The sequence below is a fragment of the Streptomyces sp. NPDC002181 genome (genome assembly GCF_042890485.1).
Classification (GTDB): Bacteria; Actinomycetota; Actinomycetes; order Streptomycetales; family Streptomycetaceae; genus Streptomyces.
The window spans coordinates 402,085-415,006 of record NZ_JBIASC010000003.1 but is presented as its reverse complement, the minus strand read 5'-3'; the positions used below and the strand labels follow the sequence as shown (position 1 = coordinate 415,006).

The 12,922-nt window shown below is 74.3% G+C and carries 15 protein-coding genes; 5 read left to right on the top strand and 10 right to left on the bottom strand.

Translation table 11 applies throughout. The features are described 5' to 3' along the window. Positions 1–73 precede the first annotated feature (73 nt). The 6 genes from ACFYXV_RS11270 to ACFYXV_RS11245 all read right to left on the bottom strand — a co-directional run bounded on the left by ACFYXV_RS11270 (position 74) and on the right by ACFYXV_RS11245 (position 4,988). Entirely contained in the window at positions 74–538 is a 465-nt protein-coding gene (locus tag ACFYXV_RS11270; protein WP_389382704.1) for a GntR family transcriptional regulator, read from the bottom strand. 148 nt (positions 539–686) lie between these two features. Then, positions 687–1,505: a hypothetical protein gene (locus ACFYXV_RS11265; protein WP_385473865.1), complete on the bottom strand. Its 819-nt coding sequence runs from the start codon at positions 1,503–1,505 to the stop codon at positions 687–689. Further along, positions 1,489–2,415 carry a sigma-70 family RNA polymerase sigma factor gene (locus ACFYXV_RS11260; protein WP_389382703.1) on the bottom strand — a complete coding sequence of 309 codons (927 nt, stop codon included), beginning with the start codon at positions 2,413–2,415 and terminating at the stop codon, positions 1,489–1,491. The genes ACFYXV_RS11265 and ACFYXV_RS11260 overlap by 17 nt, the downstream gene beginning before the upstream one ends. Then, the gene (locus ACFYXV_RS11255) at positions 2,412–2,654 is read right to left on the bottom strand and encodes a hypothetical protein (RefSeq protein WP_389382702.1); all 243 of its coding nucleotides are present in this window, start codon (positions 2,652–2,654) and stop codon (positions 2,412–2,414) included. Before ACFYXV_RS11255 ends, ACFYXV_RS11260 begins: the two co-directional genes overlap by 4 nt. A gap of 146 nt (positions 2,655–2,800) precedes the next feature. Beyond that, positions 2,801–4,174 (bottom strand): ATP-binding protein, encoded by a 1,374-nt coding sequence (locus ACFYXV_RS11250; RefSeq protein ID WP_389382838.1) that lies wholly within the window; start codon positions 4,172–4,174, stop codon positions 2,801–2,803. Positions 4,175–4,310: 136 nt separating this feature from the next. After that, complete coding sequence (locus ACFYXV_RS11245; protein ID WP_048479473.1) at positions 4,311–4,988, bottom strand: response regulator transcription factor; 678 nt, start codon at positions 4,986–4,988, stop codon at positions 4,311–4,313. 132 nt (positions 4,989–5,120) lie between these two features. Here ACFYXV_RS11245 and ACFYXV_RS11240 point away from each other — a divergent pair, with 132 nt between their 5' ends. Further along, a complete protein-coding gene (locus ACFYXV_RS11240) occupies positions 5,121–5,789 on the top strand; it encodes a hypothetical protein (RefSeq protein WP_389382701.1) in 669 nt (222 codons plus the stop codon). A 15-nt stretch (positions 5,790–5,804) separates the two neighbouring features. Here ACFYXV_RS11240 and ACFYXV_RS11235 read toward each other — a convergent pair whose 3' ends face one another. Further along, complete coding sequence (locus ACFYXV_RS11235) at positions 5,805–6,710, bottom strand: aldo/keto reductase (RefSeq protein ID WP_385473874.1); 906 nt, start codon at positions 6,708–6,710, stop codon at positions 5,805–5,807. 112 nt (positions 6,711–6,822) lie between these two features. Between ACFYXV_RS11235 and ACFYXV_RS11230 the strand changes: the two genes are divergently transcribed. Both ACFYXV_RS11230 and ACFYXV_RS11225 read left to right on the top strand, forming a co-directional pair. Beyond that, a complete protein-coding gene (locus ACFYXV_RS11230) occupies positions 6,823–7,773 on the top strand; it encodes a DUF5937 family protein (RefSeq protein WP_385473922.1) in 951 nt (316 codons plus the stop codon). Positions 7,774–7,882: 109 nt separating this feature from the next. Then, positions 7,883–8,518 (top strand): VOC family protein, encoded by a 636-nt coding sequence (locus ACFYXV_RS11225; protein WP_383350320.1) that lies wholly within the window; start codon positions 7,883–7,885, stop codon positions 8,516–8,518. Between the two features lie 48 nt (positions 8,519–8,566). Here the strand turns inward: ACFYXV_RS11225 and ACFYXV_RS11220 are convergent, their stop codons facing one another. Continuing rightward, positions 8,567–10,021, bottom strand: a complete 1,455-nt coding sequence (locus ACFYXV_RS11220; protein WP_389382700.1) for an amidase — start codon at positions 10,019–10,021, stop codon at positions 8,567–8,569. A gap of 119 nt (positions 10,022–10,140) precedes the next feature. Here ACFYXV_RS11220 and ACFYXV_RS11215 point away from each other — a divergent pair, with 119 nt between their 5' ends. Next, positions 10,141–10,770, top strand: a complete 630-nt coding sequence (locus ACFYXV_RS11215) for a TetR/AcrR family transcriptional regulator (RefSeq protein ID WP_385473878.1) — start codon at positions 10,141–10,143, stop codon at positions 10,768–10,770. Positions 10,771–10,800: 30 nt separating this feature from the next. Here ACFYXV_RS11215 and cynS read toward each other — a convergent pair whose 3' ends face one another. Both cynS and ACFYXV_RS11205 read right to left on the bottom strand, forming a co-directional pair. After that, entirely contained in the window at positions 10,801–11,271 is a 471-nt protein-coding gene (gene cynS, locus ACFYXV_RS11210) for a cyanase (RefSeq protein WP_389382699.1), read from the bottom strand. A gap of 48 nt (positions 11,272–11,319) precedes the next feature. Further along, positions 11,320–11,910, bottom strand: coding sequence for a carbonic anhydrase (locus ACFYXV_RS11205; protein WP_389382698.1), 591 nt, complete (start codon positions 11,908–11,910; stop codon positions 11,320–11,322). A 123-nt stretch (positions 11,911–12,033) separates the two neighbouring features. On the opposite strand from ACFYXV_RS11205, the gene cynR reads away from it, so the two are divergent. After that, the gene (gene cynR, locus ACFYXV_RS11200; RefSeq protein ID WP_389382697.1) at positions 12,034–12,921 is read left to right on the top strand and encodes a transcriptional regulator CynR; all 888 of its coding nucleotides are present in this window, start codon (positions 12,034–12,036) and stop codon (positions 12,919–12,921) included. Position 12,922 lies beyond the last annotated feature (1 nt).

Genomic DNA, 12,922 nt, shown 5'->3' with positions numbered 1-12,922 from the left:
TGCAGGGCCTGGTTCCCCCGGAACCGCTGCCCTGTCGCGGTTGCCCGGAGCGCCGGTTCGGCGGTCGGGTCGTTCACGTGGTGTCCTCTCGTGACGGTCGTTGCGTGTCGGCCCCCGGGGCCCCCGCGGCCCCCGCAGGTCCCGGCGGCCGCACCGGCGCCTGCGCCGCCTGTGCCAGCGCCGCCTCGACGAGCGCCAGGACGTCCTCGCGCCCCAGCCCCGCGGCGTGCGCGCGGCCCACCCAGTCGACGAGGTCGGCGCGCAGCGGCGAATCGGCGGCGGCTTCGGGGCGGGAGAGCGAGCGGGTGACGAACGTGCCCTGTCCCGGGCGGGGTTCGACGAGCCCCTCGCGCTCCAGCTCCCGGTAGGCCTTCAGCACGGTGTTGGGGTTGATGGCGGTGGCTTCCACCACGGCCCTGGCGGTCGGCAGCCGGTCCCCCGGTTCCAGGACGCCCAGTCGAAGCGCCTGTTTCACCTGGCTGACGAGCTGCAGGTACGTGGCGACACCGCTGTGCCGGTCCACCTGAAACTCGATCATGCGTCTGCCTCATTCCACTAATGTGTTAGTGGAATGATGTGGCGAGAGATCACGGTCCGTCAAATCGCCGCCCCGCTCGGCCGACGGCGAGGAGGACGCGGACGACGAGGGCGGGGCAGCGAGAACCCGAGGGGCTGCTCCTGCCTGATCAGGTGGCCCGCAGGCGGGGCGGGAGGCGGGGCGGGGTGCGGCGCGGGGTGCGGGGGCCCGGCTTCGGCGGCCGGCCGGGGGCGGCGGTCAGGTCGCGGATGCGGTCGGTGAAATCCGGGTCGGGAAGGGGGAGTTCGAGGTCGTCGTCCACGTAGCTGACGGCGGCCGAGACGTACTCCATGACGGCCTTGACGGTGCCCGTGCCGCGCCCGGCCCCGGCTCCGCCGGGACGCAGCGCCCGCAGGACGCGCAGGGTGGTGGGCAGGCTGGCGTCGGCGGCGAGATCGCGCTCCGCGCCGTCGAAGACCACCGTGGACGTGTCCGGCACGTCCGAGGGGGCCGGAGCGTCCGCCGCCCGCCCCGTGGCGGTCGGCGCCGTCTGGCGCCGCCACCAGACGGCCTCGTGGTCCTCCCCGAGCGCGAGGTGGTGCAGGTACAGGCAGTACGAGGCGATCGAGTCCCCGGCGCCGGCGGCGTACTGCCACCAGAAACGGGCGGAGTCCTCGGCGTCGGTGAGCAGCAGGATGCAGCCCAGCACGCGCGCCCCGGAGGGCTGGGGCAGTTTGTGCGTGAGGAAGTCCCCGAGCGCGGCGACCGCCGTGCCCGTGACGGCCGTCTCGCACAGGGCCCGCAGGTCGCGGGCGGCGCCCCGCATGTCCTTCCGCGGTTCGCCGGCTGCCGCGCCGGCCGCCGCGCCGGTCTCCCCGGCGAACGCCCCGCGGTGCGGCGCCCCGCCGGTGTCGGCGATGTCGGCGGGTGCGTGCGAAGCCGCGTGGAGGCGGGCGCGGGCCAGCAGTTGGTCAATCGTCGAGGTCACCGGAGACCCCCTCCTCGGTGGTCGTGTCCGGGTACAGGGCGGCGTGCAGATTGCGCGTGGCGTGTCGCGCGGTGGAGCGTACGGAGGCCAGGGAGACGCCCAGTTCGTCCGCCGCCCGGGCCTCCTCCAGTCCGCACAGGTGGAGCAGGACGATGACGTCCCGCTGCATGGGCGGCAGGCCCCCGACGGCCCGGAACAGGGCCATGGACTCCTCGACCTGCCCGACCGGATCGGGGGCGAAGTCGAGGGCGACCGTGTCGAAGGCGGCCTCGACGAGGGAGGGCCGGCCGTTCTCCTTCGGGGCGCGTTCGAGCACCGTCCGGCGCAGCATCGGCCATGCGAACCGCTCGGGGTTCTCGCTGGCGAGCGCGTCGTGCCACAGCATCAGCAGGAGCGTGAACACGTCGTCGACGGCCTTCTCGACCAGGCCGCCCCGGCGCAGGAACGCCGAGGCGTAGCTGGTGTAGTGCGGCCGGTGCATCTGCTGGAAGGCCCGGAAGTCCAGCGGGGCCGAGGCGTTCGCGGTGCGGTGGCGGGCCCCGCCCTCGTGGAGGCAGTCCTTGATCCACGAGGTGCGCTTGCCGATGTCCTGGGCCGCGATCACCCAGCGCAGCCGCATCGAGTCGTACGGCAGGCCGGGCCGCTCCAGCGCGAGGAGCACCGTACGGACGAACACCCAGCGCGGGTAGCGTCCGACGGCCCGCAGCAGTTCGGATATGTGGCCCTTGTCCCGGCCGGTGCGCGCCTGGAGCTCGTCCAGGGTCACTCCCCTGCCGTGGATGGCGTCGCGCAGCGGCTCCAGCCAGGCGCGGTGCGCCGGCCCGGTGCCTTCGGTGATGGGGCCCAGCGGCCGGCCGGACCTGCCGCGCCGGCCCTCGGGGAGGTCCTGGGGTGCCGAGTGGAGGTTCATCCCCGCGGCTCCTCTTCCCGGTCGGGCACCTGTGCGGCGGGCACCTGTGCGGCGGGCCACTCGCGGCGGCTCTCGGCCACCCCGGTGCCCGCCTGCACGATCTGCTGCACGCCCAGTGCGACCGACGGGATCAGGGCGGTGACGGCCGCGACGGGCTGTCCCGCCACCACCATCACCACACTGAAAGCGAAGATCGCTAAGAGCGCCACCACGGTGACGATCATCCGGTTGTTCTTCATCGCGCCGTCCTCTGGCTGCTTTTCGCGCCTGGTTGATGTCTGTCCGGGATGCGGCTCATGGCGTTGCCACGCCCCCCTTCAGGAGCCGAAGCAAGCATGGAGTGAACAGAGTTGGACAGGTGCGAAAAGAGCGGAACGGGGAACAATCAGAACCCGGTGTCAGGCCCGCTTGCATCAGGTTCGAGGGGGATCCTGGCCACCAGCCGGGCACCGGCCGGCGCCTCCTCGACCGTGAGGGATCCGCCCAGGCGGGTGGCGATGTCGCGGGCTATGGCCAGGCCGAGGCCGGTGCCTCCCTCGTCGCGGCTGCGGGCGTCGTCGAGGCGGGTGAACCGCTCGAAGACCCGCTCCCGGTCCGCCGCCGCGATGCCCGGCCCGTCGTCGCGGACCTCCAGTACGGCCGTCCGCGCGGGGCCGTCGACGCACAGCACGAGCAGGACCCGCCGGTCGGCGTGGCGCTGGGCGTTGTCCAGCAGGTTCGTGACGAGCCGCGAGAGCCACAGGGTGCTGCCGCGCACGACGGCCTCGGGAGCGATCTCCATGTCGACGGGTACGCGGTCCCGGCGGCGCGAGCGGGCCGCTTCCCGGGCCACGTCCGCCAGGTCGACGGGGGCGTCGGGCGGCGCCTCCCCGGTGTCCAGGCGGGCCAGCAGGAGCAGGTCGGCGGCGAGGTCCTGGAGCCGTACGGTGTCCTCCAGGGCCCCGCTGACCAGCTCGCCCCACAGCGCCGGGTCCGGGTGGGCCTGGGCGACTTCGAGCTGGGTGCGGAGCACGGTGATCGGGCTGCGGAGCTCGTGCGAGGCGTCGGCGATGAACCGGCGCTGGCGGATCCCGGCGGCCTCCAGCCGGTCCAGGGTGGCGTTCATGGTGACGGCGAGACGGGCGATCTCGTCCTGGCTGCGCGGCACCGGCACCCGCCGGTGCAGATCGCGGTCGCCGATCGCGGCGACCTCGGCACGGATCGCCTCGACCGGCCGCAGCGCCCAGCCGGTCACCCGCCAGGTGACCAGGGCCACGGTGAGCACGAGCAGCGGGACCACGACCGCGAGCACGCCCGTGATGACGTCGTCGGCGGTGTCGGCCTCCCGCAGGGAGGTCCCCGCGTACACGGTGACGAGCCCGTCCGCGGTGACGGTGGTGACCTGGACGACGCGGTGGCGGCGGTCGCCGCGCGCCGGACCTTCCTTCCACGTGTCGCGGACCGTGCCGGGCCGCCCCGGGCGCGCCGGGGAGAGGGCCGGGCGGCCGGCCAGGTTGGGGCTGGCCGCCAGGACCCGGCCCCCGGCGTCGACGACCTGGACGAAGTCGGTGCCGCGCCCGGGGGTCACGACGGTGTCGAACCGGCCCGCGGCCACCAGCCCGGCGGTGGAGAGGGCTTGGCGTTCGGCGGCGGCCTGGGCGTCCCGCATCAGGTTGCCGTCCAGGATCCCGAGCAGGGCGAAGGAGGCCGCGCCGAGCGCCAGGGCCACCACGGCGGAGGCGCCGAGCGTGGCCCGGGCCCGGACCGACCGGGGGCGCAGCCGCCGGGCGAGCTCGCCCGCGGACTTCGGGCGCGGGCTCCGTACGAGCTCACGGAGCCGGGCGGCGGCGCGCGGCGGGAAGCGGCCGGGGAGCCGGCCGGCGAAGCGGGCCGCGGCGGCGCCGGCGCGTCCGCGGTCAGCCACCGTCGGCCGCCAGCCGGTAGCCCGCGCCGCGGACGGTCTCCACGGCGGCCCGGCCGAAGGGCGCGTCTATCTTGCGGCGCAGGGCGCTGACATGGACCTCCACCACGTTGAGGTCGCCCTCGTACGCCGCGTCCCAGACGTGCTCCAGTATCTCCCGCTTGGGAACGACCTCCCCGGCCCGCCGGGCCAGGTACACGAGGACCGCGAACTCGCGCGAGGTCAGCCGGGCTTCGGTCCCGGCACGCGTGCACCGCTGCCCGGCCGGGTCGATCACGAGATCTCCGAACTCCATGATCTGCGGGCTGCGGCGGCCGGTGCGCCGGATGAGGGCGCGCAGCCGGGCGACGAGGACCACGTAGGAGAACGGCTTGGACAGGAAGTCGTCCGCGCCGGTGTCGAGCGCCTCGGCCTCGTCGTACTCGCCGTCCTTGGCGGTGAGCATCAGGATCCCCGACTCGCAGCCGCTCGCGCGCAGCCGGGCGCAGACCCGGTAGCCGTTGAGCCCGGGCAGCATGATGTCGAGCACGATGGCGTCGTAGTCGTGCTCCCCGGCCAGCCACAGGCCCTGCGGGCCGTCGTGGGCCACGTCCACGGTGAAGCCCTCGGCCCGCAGACCCCGCTGGAGGGCAGCGGCGAGCCGCCTTTCGTCCTCGACCACCAGTACGCGCATGGGGACAGGTTCTCAGGTCGCTCCGTCCGCTTGCTGAAGAGGTCTTCAGCCGGCTTCAGCAGGGCTTCAGCATCGGGCGCGCACGATCTGCCCAGCCGGGCAGCGTGCCCGCGGAACGCGAGGAGCATGTCGATGACTCAGTCCAGTCCCCAGCCCGCCGAGCCGCCCGCGGACCCGGCCGCCGACCCGGGCGAGGCCAAGACCGCGGCCGAGGCGGGCGCCGCCGGGGCGGACGGCCGCGGCCGGCTGGCCCGCCTCGCCCGTGAGGGGCGTACGAGATGGGTGGCGCTCGGGGCGGTCGTCGTGATCGGCGGCGGGCTGGCCGCGGTGGCGGTGGCCGAGCACGGCCACGACCACGTGCGGGGCGGTTTCGCCGCCAAGGTCCGCGCGCACGGCCCCGGCGAGGGGCCGATGGGAGGCCGGCCGGGCCCGATGACGCACAAGGGCGGCGAGCCCGAGGTCGTCGACGGCGACCGCGCCTTCCCGGACGAGAACGGAGCGGCCGGCCGCGGGCCGGCGGGCCGCGGACCGGGCGGCGGCCGGGCGGGCGGCTTCGCCAAGGGCGCCCCTGCGCCGCTGCCCGCGCTGTCGGCGGCCCAGGCCGTGGAGAAGGCGACGGCCGCCGTGGAGGGCGGCAAGCTGGAATCGCTTCGGCCCGTGACCCAGCAGGGCGGCGGCAGCGCCTGGCTGGCCGTCGTCCTGGGTACGGACGGGGTCCGGCACGCCGTGACGCTGGCCGGCGCCGACGGCGCGGTCACCGGCAACACCGCCGTCGGGAAGGGGCCGGCCGGTACCCGCTGACCGCGCGCCCGGCCCTCAGGAGCTCCGGCCGGCCGAGTCCAGGAGGGCGAGGTCCCCGGCGGACAGGCGCAGGGAGCCCGCGGCCACGTTGGCGGTGAGGTGGTCCGGGTTCCCGGTGCCGGGGATGGCCAGGACGTGCGGTCCTCGGTGCAGGGTCCACGCCAGCCGGATCTCGGCGGCGCCCACCCCGTGGGCGCGGGCCACGGCGAGCACCTCCGGGTGCTCGGCGCCGCCCGCGCCCGCTTCGCGTCCCGTGCCGGCGATCGAGTAGAACGGCACGTACGCGATCCCCTGCTCCCCGCAGGTGCGCAGGAACGCCTCCTCCTCGGGAGCGGCGCCGAGTCCGTACAGGTTCTGTACGCAGACCACGGGTGCGATGGCCCGTGCTTCGGCGAGGTGCTCGGGCCGGATGTTGGACAGGCCCAGGTGGCGGATGAGTCCGGCCCGGCGCAGCTCGGCCAGGGCACCGAAGCGCTCGGCGATCGAATCGGTCCCGACGATGCGCAGGTTCACCACGTCGAGGTGGTCGCGGCCGAGCTGGCGCAGGTTCTCCTCGACCTGGCCGCGCAGCTGGTCGGGGGTGGCGTGCGGCAGGAACTCCCCGGACAGGGCCCGGCCGGGGCCGACCTTGGTGGTGATGACGAGGTCGTCCGGGTAGGGGGCCAGGGCCGTGTTGATCAGCTCGTTCGCGGAGCGCAGCGGGGAGAAGTAGAAGGCGGCGGTGTCGATGTGGTTCACGCCGAGCTCGACGGCGCGGCGCAGGACGCCGATCGCCCGGCCGCGGTCGGCGGGGGCGGCGCCGGGGGCGAAGGCCGGGCCGTTCTGGGTCAGGCGCATCGCGCCGAAGCCGAGGCGGTTCACTTCGAGGTCGCCGAGCTTCCACGTGCCGGATGCGGCCGCGTCGGGGGTGTGAGAGGTCATGACGGGAGGATCCGCGCCACGGTAGGGTCGGGGCCATTGATTCGGGCATGGGTGAATCCAAGGGGTGGTCCCGCTGGCGGAGTTGGCGTTCTCGGCGGGCGATCTGGCGCAGATGCGGTTCGCCGTCTCGCCGCTGTGGGAGGTGGTCACCAGCTTCCGGCGGCTGCTGAACGACGGCGCCGCGTCACCCGTGTACCGGCCCTGGGCCGAGCAGGTGCGGCCCAGGCTGGCCGCCGCCGGGCTGGACCGGGGCTGGCTGGCCGAGCTCGTCCCGCCCTCGAAGTACGTGCCGCACTTCCTCAACCCCGCGCCCGCCGGACCGGCCCCCGCGCTGGCGACGGAGCTGGCCGAGCTGGTGGCGGCCCCCGCCGAAACGGTTCGCCGCAATCTCGACCACCTCCGCCATCACCAGGAGGCGCTCGGCCCCCGAGCCCGGGCGCTGTACGCGGATCCGCCGGCCCGTCTGCCGCGGCTGGCGCAGGAGGTCGAGGCGTACTGGAAGCTGGCGCTCGCTCCGTACTGGGCGCGGATCCGCGCGGTACTGGAGGCCGATGTCTTCCACCGGGCCCGGCAGGCCGCCGAGCAGGGAGCGGGCCAGGTCATCAACGAGCTGCACAGCGCCGTGCGCTGGGACGAGAACGCGCTGAGCCTGGTGCGCCGCACCCGGCCGCTGACCCGGGAGATGGCGGGCAACGGTCTGCTGCTCGTACCCTCGGCCTTCCTCGGGCCGGGCCTGCTGACCCGGATGACCCCGCCGGACCCACCGCAGATCGCGTACCCGGCGCGCGGGGTCGGCACGCTGTGGGCGTCCCGGCCGCCGGGCCCGAGGGCGCAGGCCGTCGCGGCGGTGCTCGGCCGTTCGCGGACCCTGCTGCTGACGGAGCTGGACGCCCCGGCCTCCACCACCGAACTGGCCCGGCGTACGGGGCTGTCGGCGGCCGGGGTCTCCCAGAGCCTGACGGCGCTGCGCGACGCGGGACTGGTCAGCGCGCACCGGGCGGGCCGCTCGGTGCTGTACGCCCGCACCGCGGTCGCCGAGTCGCTGCTCGGCGCGTCCGCGTAGCAAGTGTCCCGACACCATGAACCTGCCACGGCTGAATCGACGGCGGACGCGGCCGGGGCGGCGGGCGTGGCGTCGGGATTTGTGCGGGCCGTCGGGCCATGATGGCGCCGTGCGACTTGATCACGTGTCCTATGCGGTGGCCCGCGACAGCTTCGTCTCGACCGTCCAGTGGATCGGATCCGCCCTCGGCGCCGGGTTCGTCGACGGGGGCGTACACCCGCGATTCGGCACCCGCAATTTCATCCTCCCCCTGAGCGGCGGCACCTACGTCGAGGTCGTCACGACACTCGACCACCCCGCCGCCGACCGCGCGCCCTTCGGCCAGGCGGTCGCGCGACGCGCCGCCGAGGGCGGCGGCTGGCTCGGTTGGGTGGTCTCCGTCGACGACATCGCCCCGGTCGAGGCCCGCCTCGGCCGCGCCTCGGCCGAGGGCCACCGCGTCCGCCCCGACGGGTTCGATCTGCGGTGGAAGCAGATCGGCTTGCTGGAACTGATGGAGGACCCGCAACTGCCCTATTTCCTTCAGTGGCTGGTCCCCACCGCGGAGCGCCCGAGCGCCGACCCGCGCACCTCCACCACGATCCACGGGGTCTCCATCGCCGGAGACGCCCCCTCCATCGCCGAATTCCTCGGCGAACCGGCCGACCACCCCCTCGACCAGATCGACGTCACCTGGGTCCAGGATGAGGAACCGGGCCTGGTCTCGGTGGAGTTCGCCACCGCCCGCGGCCCGGTCACGATCTGACCGGGGGGCCGAAGGCCGCGGCGGGCCCGGCGACGGAAGAAGCACCACCTAGGGGTGGTTCCCCGCCCACACGACGGGCTTGCGCTGCGCCCAGGGCGCGGCCCGCTCCAGTTGGGCGGCGAGCCGGAAGAGCACGTCCTCGCGACCGTAGCCGGCGGCGAACTGGACGCCGATCGGCATGCCGGTGGCCGGGTCGGACCCCAGCGGCACCGACATCGCGGGGGTGCCGGCGACGTTGAAGGGGGCGGTGAACGGCGAGCGGTGGAACAGGTGCTCCACCCAGCCCAGGCCGTCGGCGTTCTCCGCTCCCCGGCCGTAGGCGCCCAGGGCCATCGGCACCTCGGGAAGCGTCGGCGTCAGCAGCACGTCCCATGAACCGAAGTGGGCCCCGATCGCGCGGGCGACCCGGTTGCGCACGTCGAGGGCGCGCACGAACTCCACGCCGCTCACCTTGAGTCCCCACGCGTAGCTCGCGAGCATCTCGGGCTCGACGGTGGACTCGTCCACGGGCCGGCCGAACGCCTCGGCGAAGCCGTCGATCCACTGCACGAGGTTGGCGCACCACAGGCGGGCGTTGGCGAGCACGAACTCCTCCCAGCTCACGCCGAGATCCACGGCGGCGGCCTCGACCCGCTCCACCTGGTGGCCGAGTGACTCCAGCAGCCGGGCGGCGGCCAGGGTCGCCTCGTGCACGGCCGGCTCCACGGTGCGCCCGCTCCAGGGGGCGGTGACCAGGCCGACCCGCAGGCGGCCGGGTTCCCTGGTGATCTCTTCCGCGTACGGGCGGCGGGGGCGCTCCGCGAAGTAGGGGTCGCCGGTCTCCGGGCCCTGGATCAGGTCGAGCAGGGCCGCGCTGTCCCGCACGGTCCGGCTGAGCCCTCCGTGCACCGCGAGGCCGTTGAAGACCTCGTCGGCGTCCGGACCCAGGGAGACCCGGCCCCGGGTGGGCTTGAGCCCGAACAGCCCGGTGCCGGAGGCGGGGACGCGTATCGACCCGGCCGCATCGGTGGCGTGCGCGAGGGGAGTGATGCCGGCGGCGACGGCCGCCGCCGATCCGCCGCTGGAGCCGCCCGGGGTGCGGGAGGGATCCCAGGGGTTGCGGGTGGCGCCGTACAGGAGCGGCTCCGTGGTGGTGCTGAAGGCGAATTCGGGCGTACCCGTGCGGCCCAGCGTCACCAGACCCGCCCTGCGGAACCTCCGCATCAGGAAGGAGTCCTCCCCCGCCACGTTGCCGGCGGCCAGGCGGCTGCCCAGCTCGACGCGCTTGCCCTTCACGGACACGGCCAGGTCCTTGACGAGGAACGGCACGCCCGCGAGCGGAGTGCTGCCCCGCACCGGGGCGTCTTCGGCGGGCCAGCTCTCCACGACGGCGTTGATCCGCGGGTTCACGGCCGCGATCGCGGCCCGGGCCGCGCCCGCGAGCTCCGCCGGGGTCACCTCTCCCCGGGCCACGAGCCCGGCCAGTCCCACCGCGTCGTACCGGGTGTATTCGTGCAGCTCCACGGGTTCCACCTGCGTTCCCACTCGGTCCCGTACGATACCGATCGGTATCGCTTGGGGGTGGGCGGTAACGTAGCATGATCGGAGAGAGCCCGGCCAGCGCGACCGAAGCGAGGCACGCCATGACGAACAGCCCCCCGAGGCCCGGCCGGGACTCCCGCGTCGCCCGGCTCCCTCCGCGCGAGCGCATCCTCGACGCGGCCGAGGAGCTCTTCCTCCGCGAGGGCGTCAGGGCGGTCGGCGTCCAGGCCATCGCCGAGCGGGCGAACACCACGAAAATGGCCCTCTACCGCCATTTCGCCACCAAGGACGCGCTGATCGAGGAGTGGCTGCGGATCGTCGCGGCGCAGTACACCAGCGCCTTCGACCGGGTGGAAGCCGAGCACGCCGACGACGGCCGGGCACAGGTGCTCGGCGTGGCCCGCTTCGTCGCCGAGGGGCTGGCGGACATCGTCCGAAGGGGCTGCCCCTTCGTGAACTCCATCGCCGGCCTGACCGACCCCGGCCATCCGGCCCGCCGGCTGATCGCGGAGCACAAGGTCAATCAGCGCCGCCGCCTCACGGCCATGTGCGAGCGGGCGGGCGCGCAGGCGCCCGACGACGTTTCCGCGGAGATCACCTTCCTCCTGGAAGGCGCCCAGGTCAGTGCGCAGAACGGCAGCGTCGACCGCGCGGGCGACCGGCTCGTGGCGGCGGTGACGGGAGTCCTGGACCGTGCGACGACAGCGGGGGGAAGGACCGACGAGTCCTGAAGGGCGCCCTTCAGGACGTGCCGGCACCCGTCAGAAGGGCTTGGTCGGGAGGTACTTGCCGTCGAGGGTGATCACGGCGCGCTCCCCGCCCTCGGGGTCGGCGACCTTCTTGACGTCCAGCCTGAAGTTGATCGCGCTGATGATGCCGTCGCCCAACTGCTCGTGGACCAGGGCCTTGAGGGTGGTGCCGTACACCTGGAGCATCTCGTGGAAGCGGTAGATGGTCGGGTCGGTCGGGATGCCGCCGGGGATCGAACCGCGGGTCGGGATGGTCTGGAGGAGCCGCGCCGCGTCGGCGTCGAGGCCGAGGAGCCCGGCCACGGCCTCGGCGGAGGCGGCGGGCAGCGGGTGCTGGCCGAGCATCGCGGCGGTGACGAAGGCGACGGACAGGCCGGCCGCATCGGCGATCCGCTGCCAGGAGAGGTCCTTGCGGATCTTGGCGTCGACGGCGGCGACGGCCAGGGCCTGGCGGGCGGAGGGGTCGAACTGGGCGTGGATCACGGGAGGTTCCTTTCGGGAGTTGCGTGGTTCGAGGGGGGCGGTACGGCGTCAGGCCGCGAGGGCGGCGGGTTCGATCCGCTCGACCGTGCCGGTGGGGATGTCGTAGACCCAGCCGTGCAGGGTGACGGTCCCTGCGGCCAGGGCGCGGGCCACCGCGGGGTGGGTGGCGAGGTGCGCGAGCTGCGCGGCGACGTTGGCCCGGATCAGGGGTCCCGGCTCGCGCCGCTCGGCTTCGGCCGGGGGTGCGTGGCGCAGCCAGCGGGCCATGGCGGGCAGCTCAGCGAGATCCTGGCCGGCGGCGAGCGCGGTCATGGCGCCGCAGGCGGAGTGCCCGCAGACCACGATGTCGCCGACGCCGAGGACGGCGACCGCGTACTCGATGCCGGCGGCGACGGCGTCGCCGCCGTCCCCGGAGTCCGGGTGGGCCGGGTGGGCCGGTACGAGGTTGCCGGCGGTCCGGATCACGAACAGCTCGCCCGGCTCCCGCTGGGTGATCAGCTCCGGGACGACGCGGGCGTCGGAGCAGCCGATGAAGAGCGTCCGCGGCCGGTGGGTGGTCGCCAGGCGGGCGAAGAGCTCCGCCTTCGCCGGGAAGACGTCCTGCTGAAACTGGGCGAGGCCCTCGGTGAGGTCTTGCACGGTCACTCCCTTCGGTGGGGCCGGCCCGGGTCGGGCTGACGAGTTCCACCATGCATGACCTGTATCTATAGTGTCTAAGGCGTACTGAGCATGATCGCTATTGATGCGATCTATACTCGCTCCATGTCCCTGGAACTGCGCCATCTCCGCTATCTGCTGGCCGTGGCCGAACACGGCAGCTTCACCCGCGCCGCCGAGGAACTGCACGTCTCGCAGCCCACGCTGTCCCAGCAGATCAAGCAGCTGGAGCGGACCGTGGGCGTCCAGCTGCTGGACCGTACGGGGCGGGCGGTGCGCCTGACCGATGCCGGAGCGACCTTCGTCCCGTACGCGCGCCGAGCGCTCCAGGACCTGGCCGCCGCCGAGCGGGCCGTGCTCGACGTCGCCGACCTGTCGCGCGGCAGCCTGCGCCTCGCGATGACCCCGACCTTCACCGCGTACCTGCTGGGTCCGCTGGCCGCGCGGCTCCACGCCCGGCACCCCGGGATCACCCTGAACGTCAAGGAGATGGCGCAGGGGCAGCTGGAGTCGGCGCTGCTGGCCGACACCGTCGACCTCGGCATCGCCTTCCCGGGAGCGCACCTGCCCGGCATCGCCGCCGCCGAGCTGTTCACCGAGACCCTCGGCCTGGTCGTGGGCCCCGACCACCCGCACGCCGGCCGCACCGAGCCGCTGCCGGTGGCCGAACTCCCCACCTGTCCGCTCGCGTTGCTCAGCGGGGACTTCGCCACGCGGGCGCACGTCGACGCCTACTTCCGCCTGCACCGCGTCGCGCCGCCGATCGCCGTCGAGGCCAACTCCATCAGCGCCCTCACCGAGATCGTCCGCCGCACCGGGCTGGCCACGGTGCTCCCCGAAGCCCTCACCCGCGGCGACACCCCGCTGCACCCCGTCCCGCTCGACCCCGCCCTCCCCGCGCGGACCGTGGTCCTGCTGCGCCGTGAGAGCGCGTACGAGAGCGCCGCCGTCCGCGCCTTCACCTCGCTCGCCCGGCAGTGGGCACACCCCTGAG

What these genes read in the sequence shown, in the direction of transcription:
- ACFYXV_RS11270 (WP_389382704.1), bottom strand. Translation starts at nt 538, where the DNA reads ATGATCGAGTTTCAGGTGGACCGGCACAGCGGTGTCGCCACGTACCTG.
- ACFYXV_RS11260 (WP_389382703.1), bottom strand. Translation starts at nt 2,415, where the DNA reads ATGAACCTCCACTCGGCACCCCAGGACCTCCCCGAGGGCCGGCGCGGC.
- ACFYXV_RS11255 (WP_389382702.1), bottom strand. Translation starts at nt 2,654, where the DNA reads ATGAAGAACAACCGGATGATCGTCACCGTGGTGGCGCTCTTAGCGATC.
- ACFYXV_RS11245 (WP_048479473.1), bottom strand. Translation starts at nt 4,988, where the DNA reads ATGCGCGTACTGGTGGTCGAGGACGAAAGGCGGCTCGCCGCTGCCCTC.
- ACFYXV_RS11240 (WP_389382701.1), top strand. Translation starts at nt 5,121, where the DNA reads ATGACTCAGTCCAGTCCCCAGCCCGCCGAGCCGCCCGCGGACCCGGCC.
- ACFYXV_RS11235 (WP_385473874.1), bottom strand. Translation starts at nt 6,710, where the DNA reads ATGACCTCTCACACCCCCGACGCGGCCGCATCCGGCACGTGGAAGCTC.
- ACFYXV_RS11230 (WP_385473922.1), top strand. Translation starts at nt 6,823, where the DNA reads ATGCGGTTCGCCGTCTCGCCGCTGTGGGAGGTGGTCACCAGCTTCCGG.
- ACFYXV_RS11215 (WP_385473878.1), top strand. Translation starts at nt 10,141, where the DNA reads ATGACGAACAGCCCCCCGAGGCCCGGCCGGGACTCCCGCGTCGCCCGG.
- cynR (WP_389382697.1), top strand. Translation starts at nt 12,034, where the DNA reads ATGTCCCTGGAACTGCGCCATCTCCGCTATCTGCTGGCCGTGGCCGAA.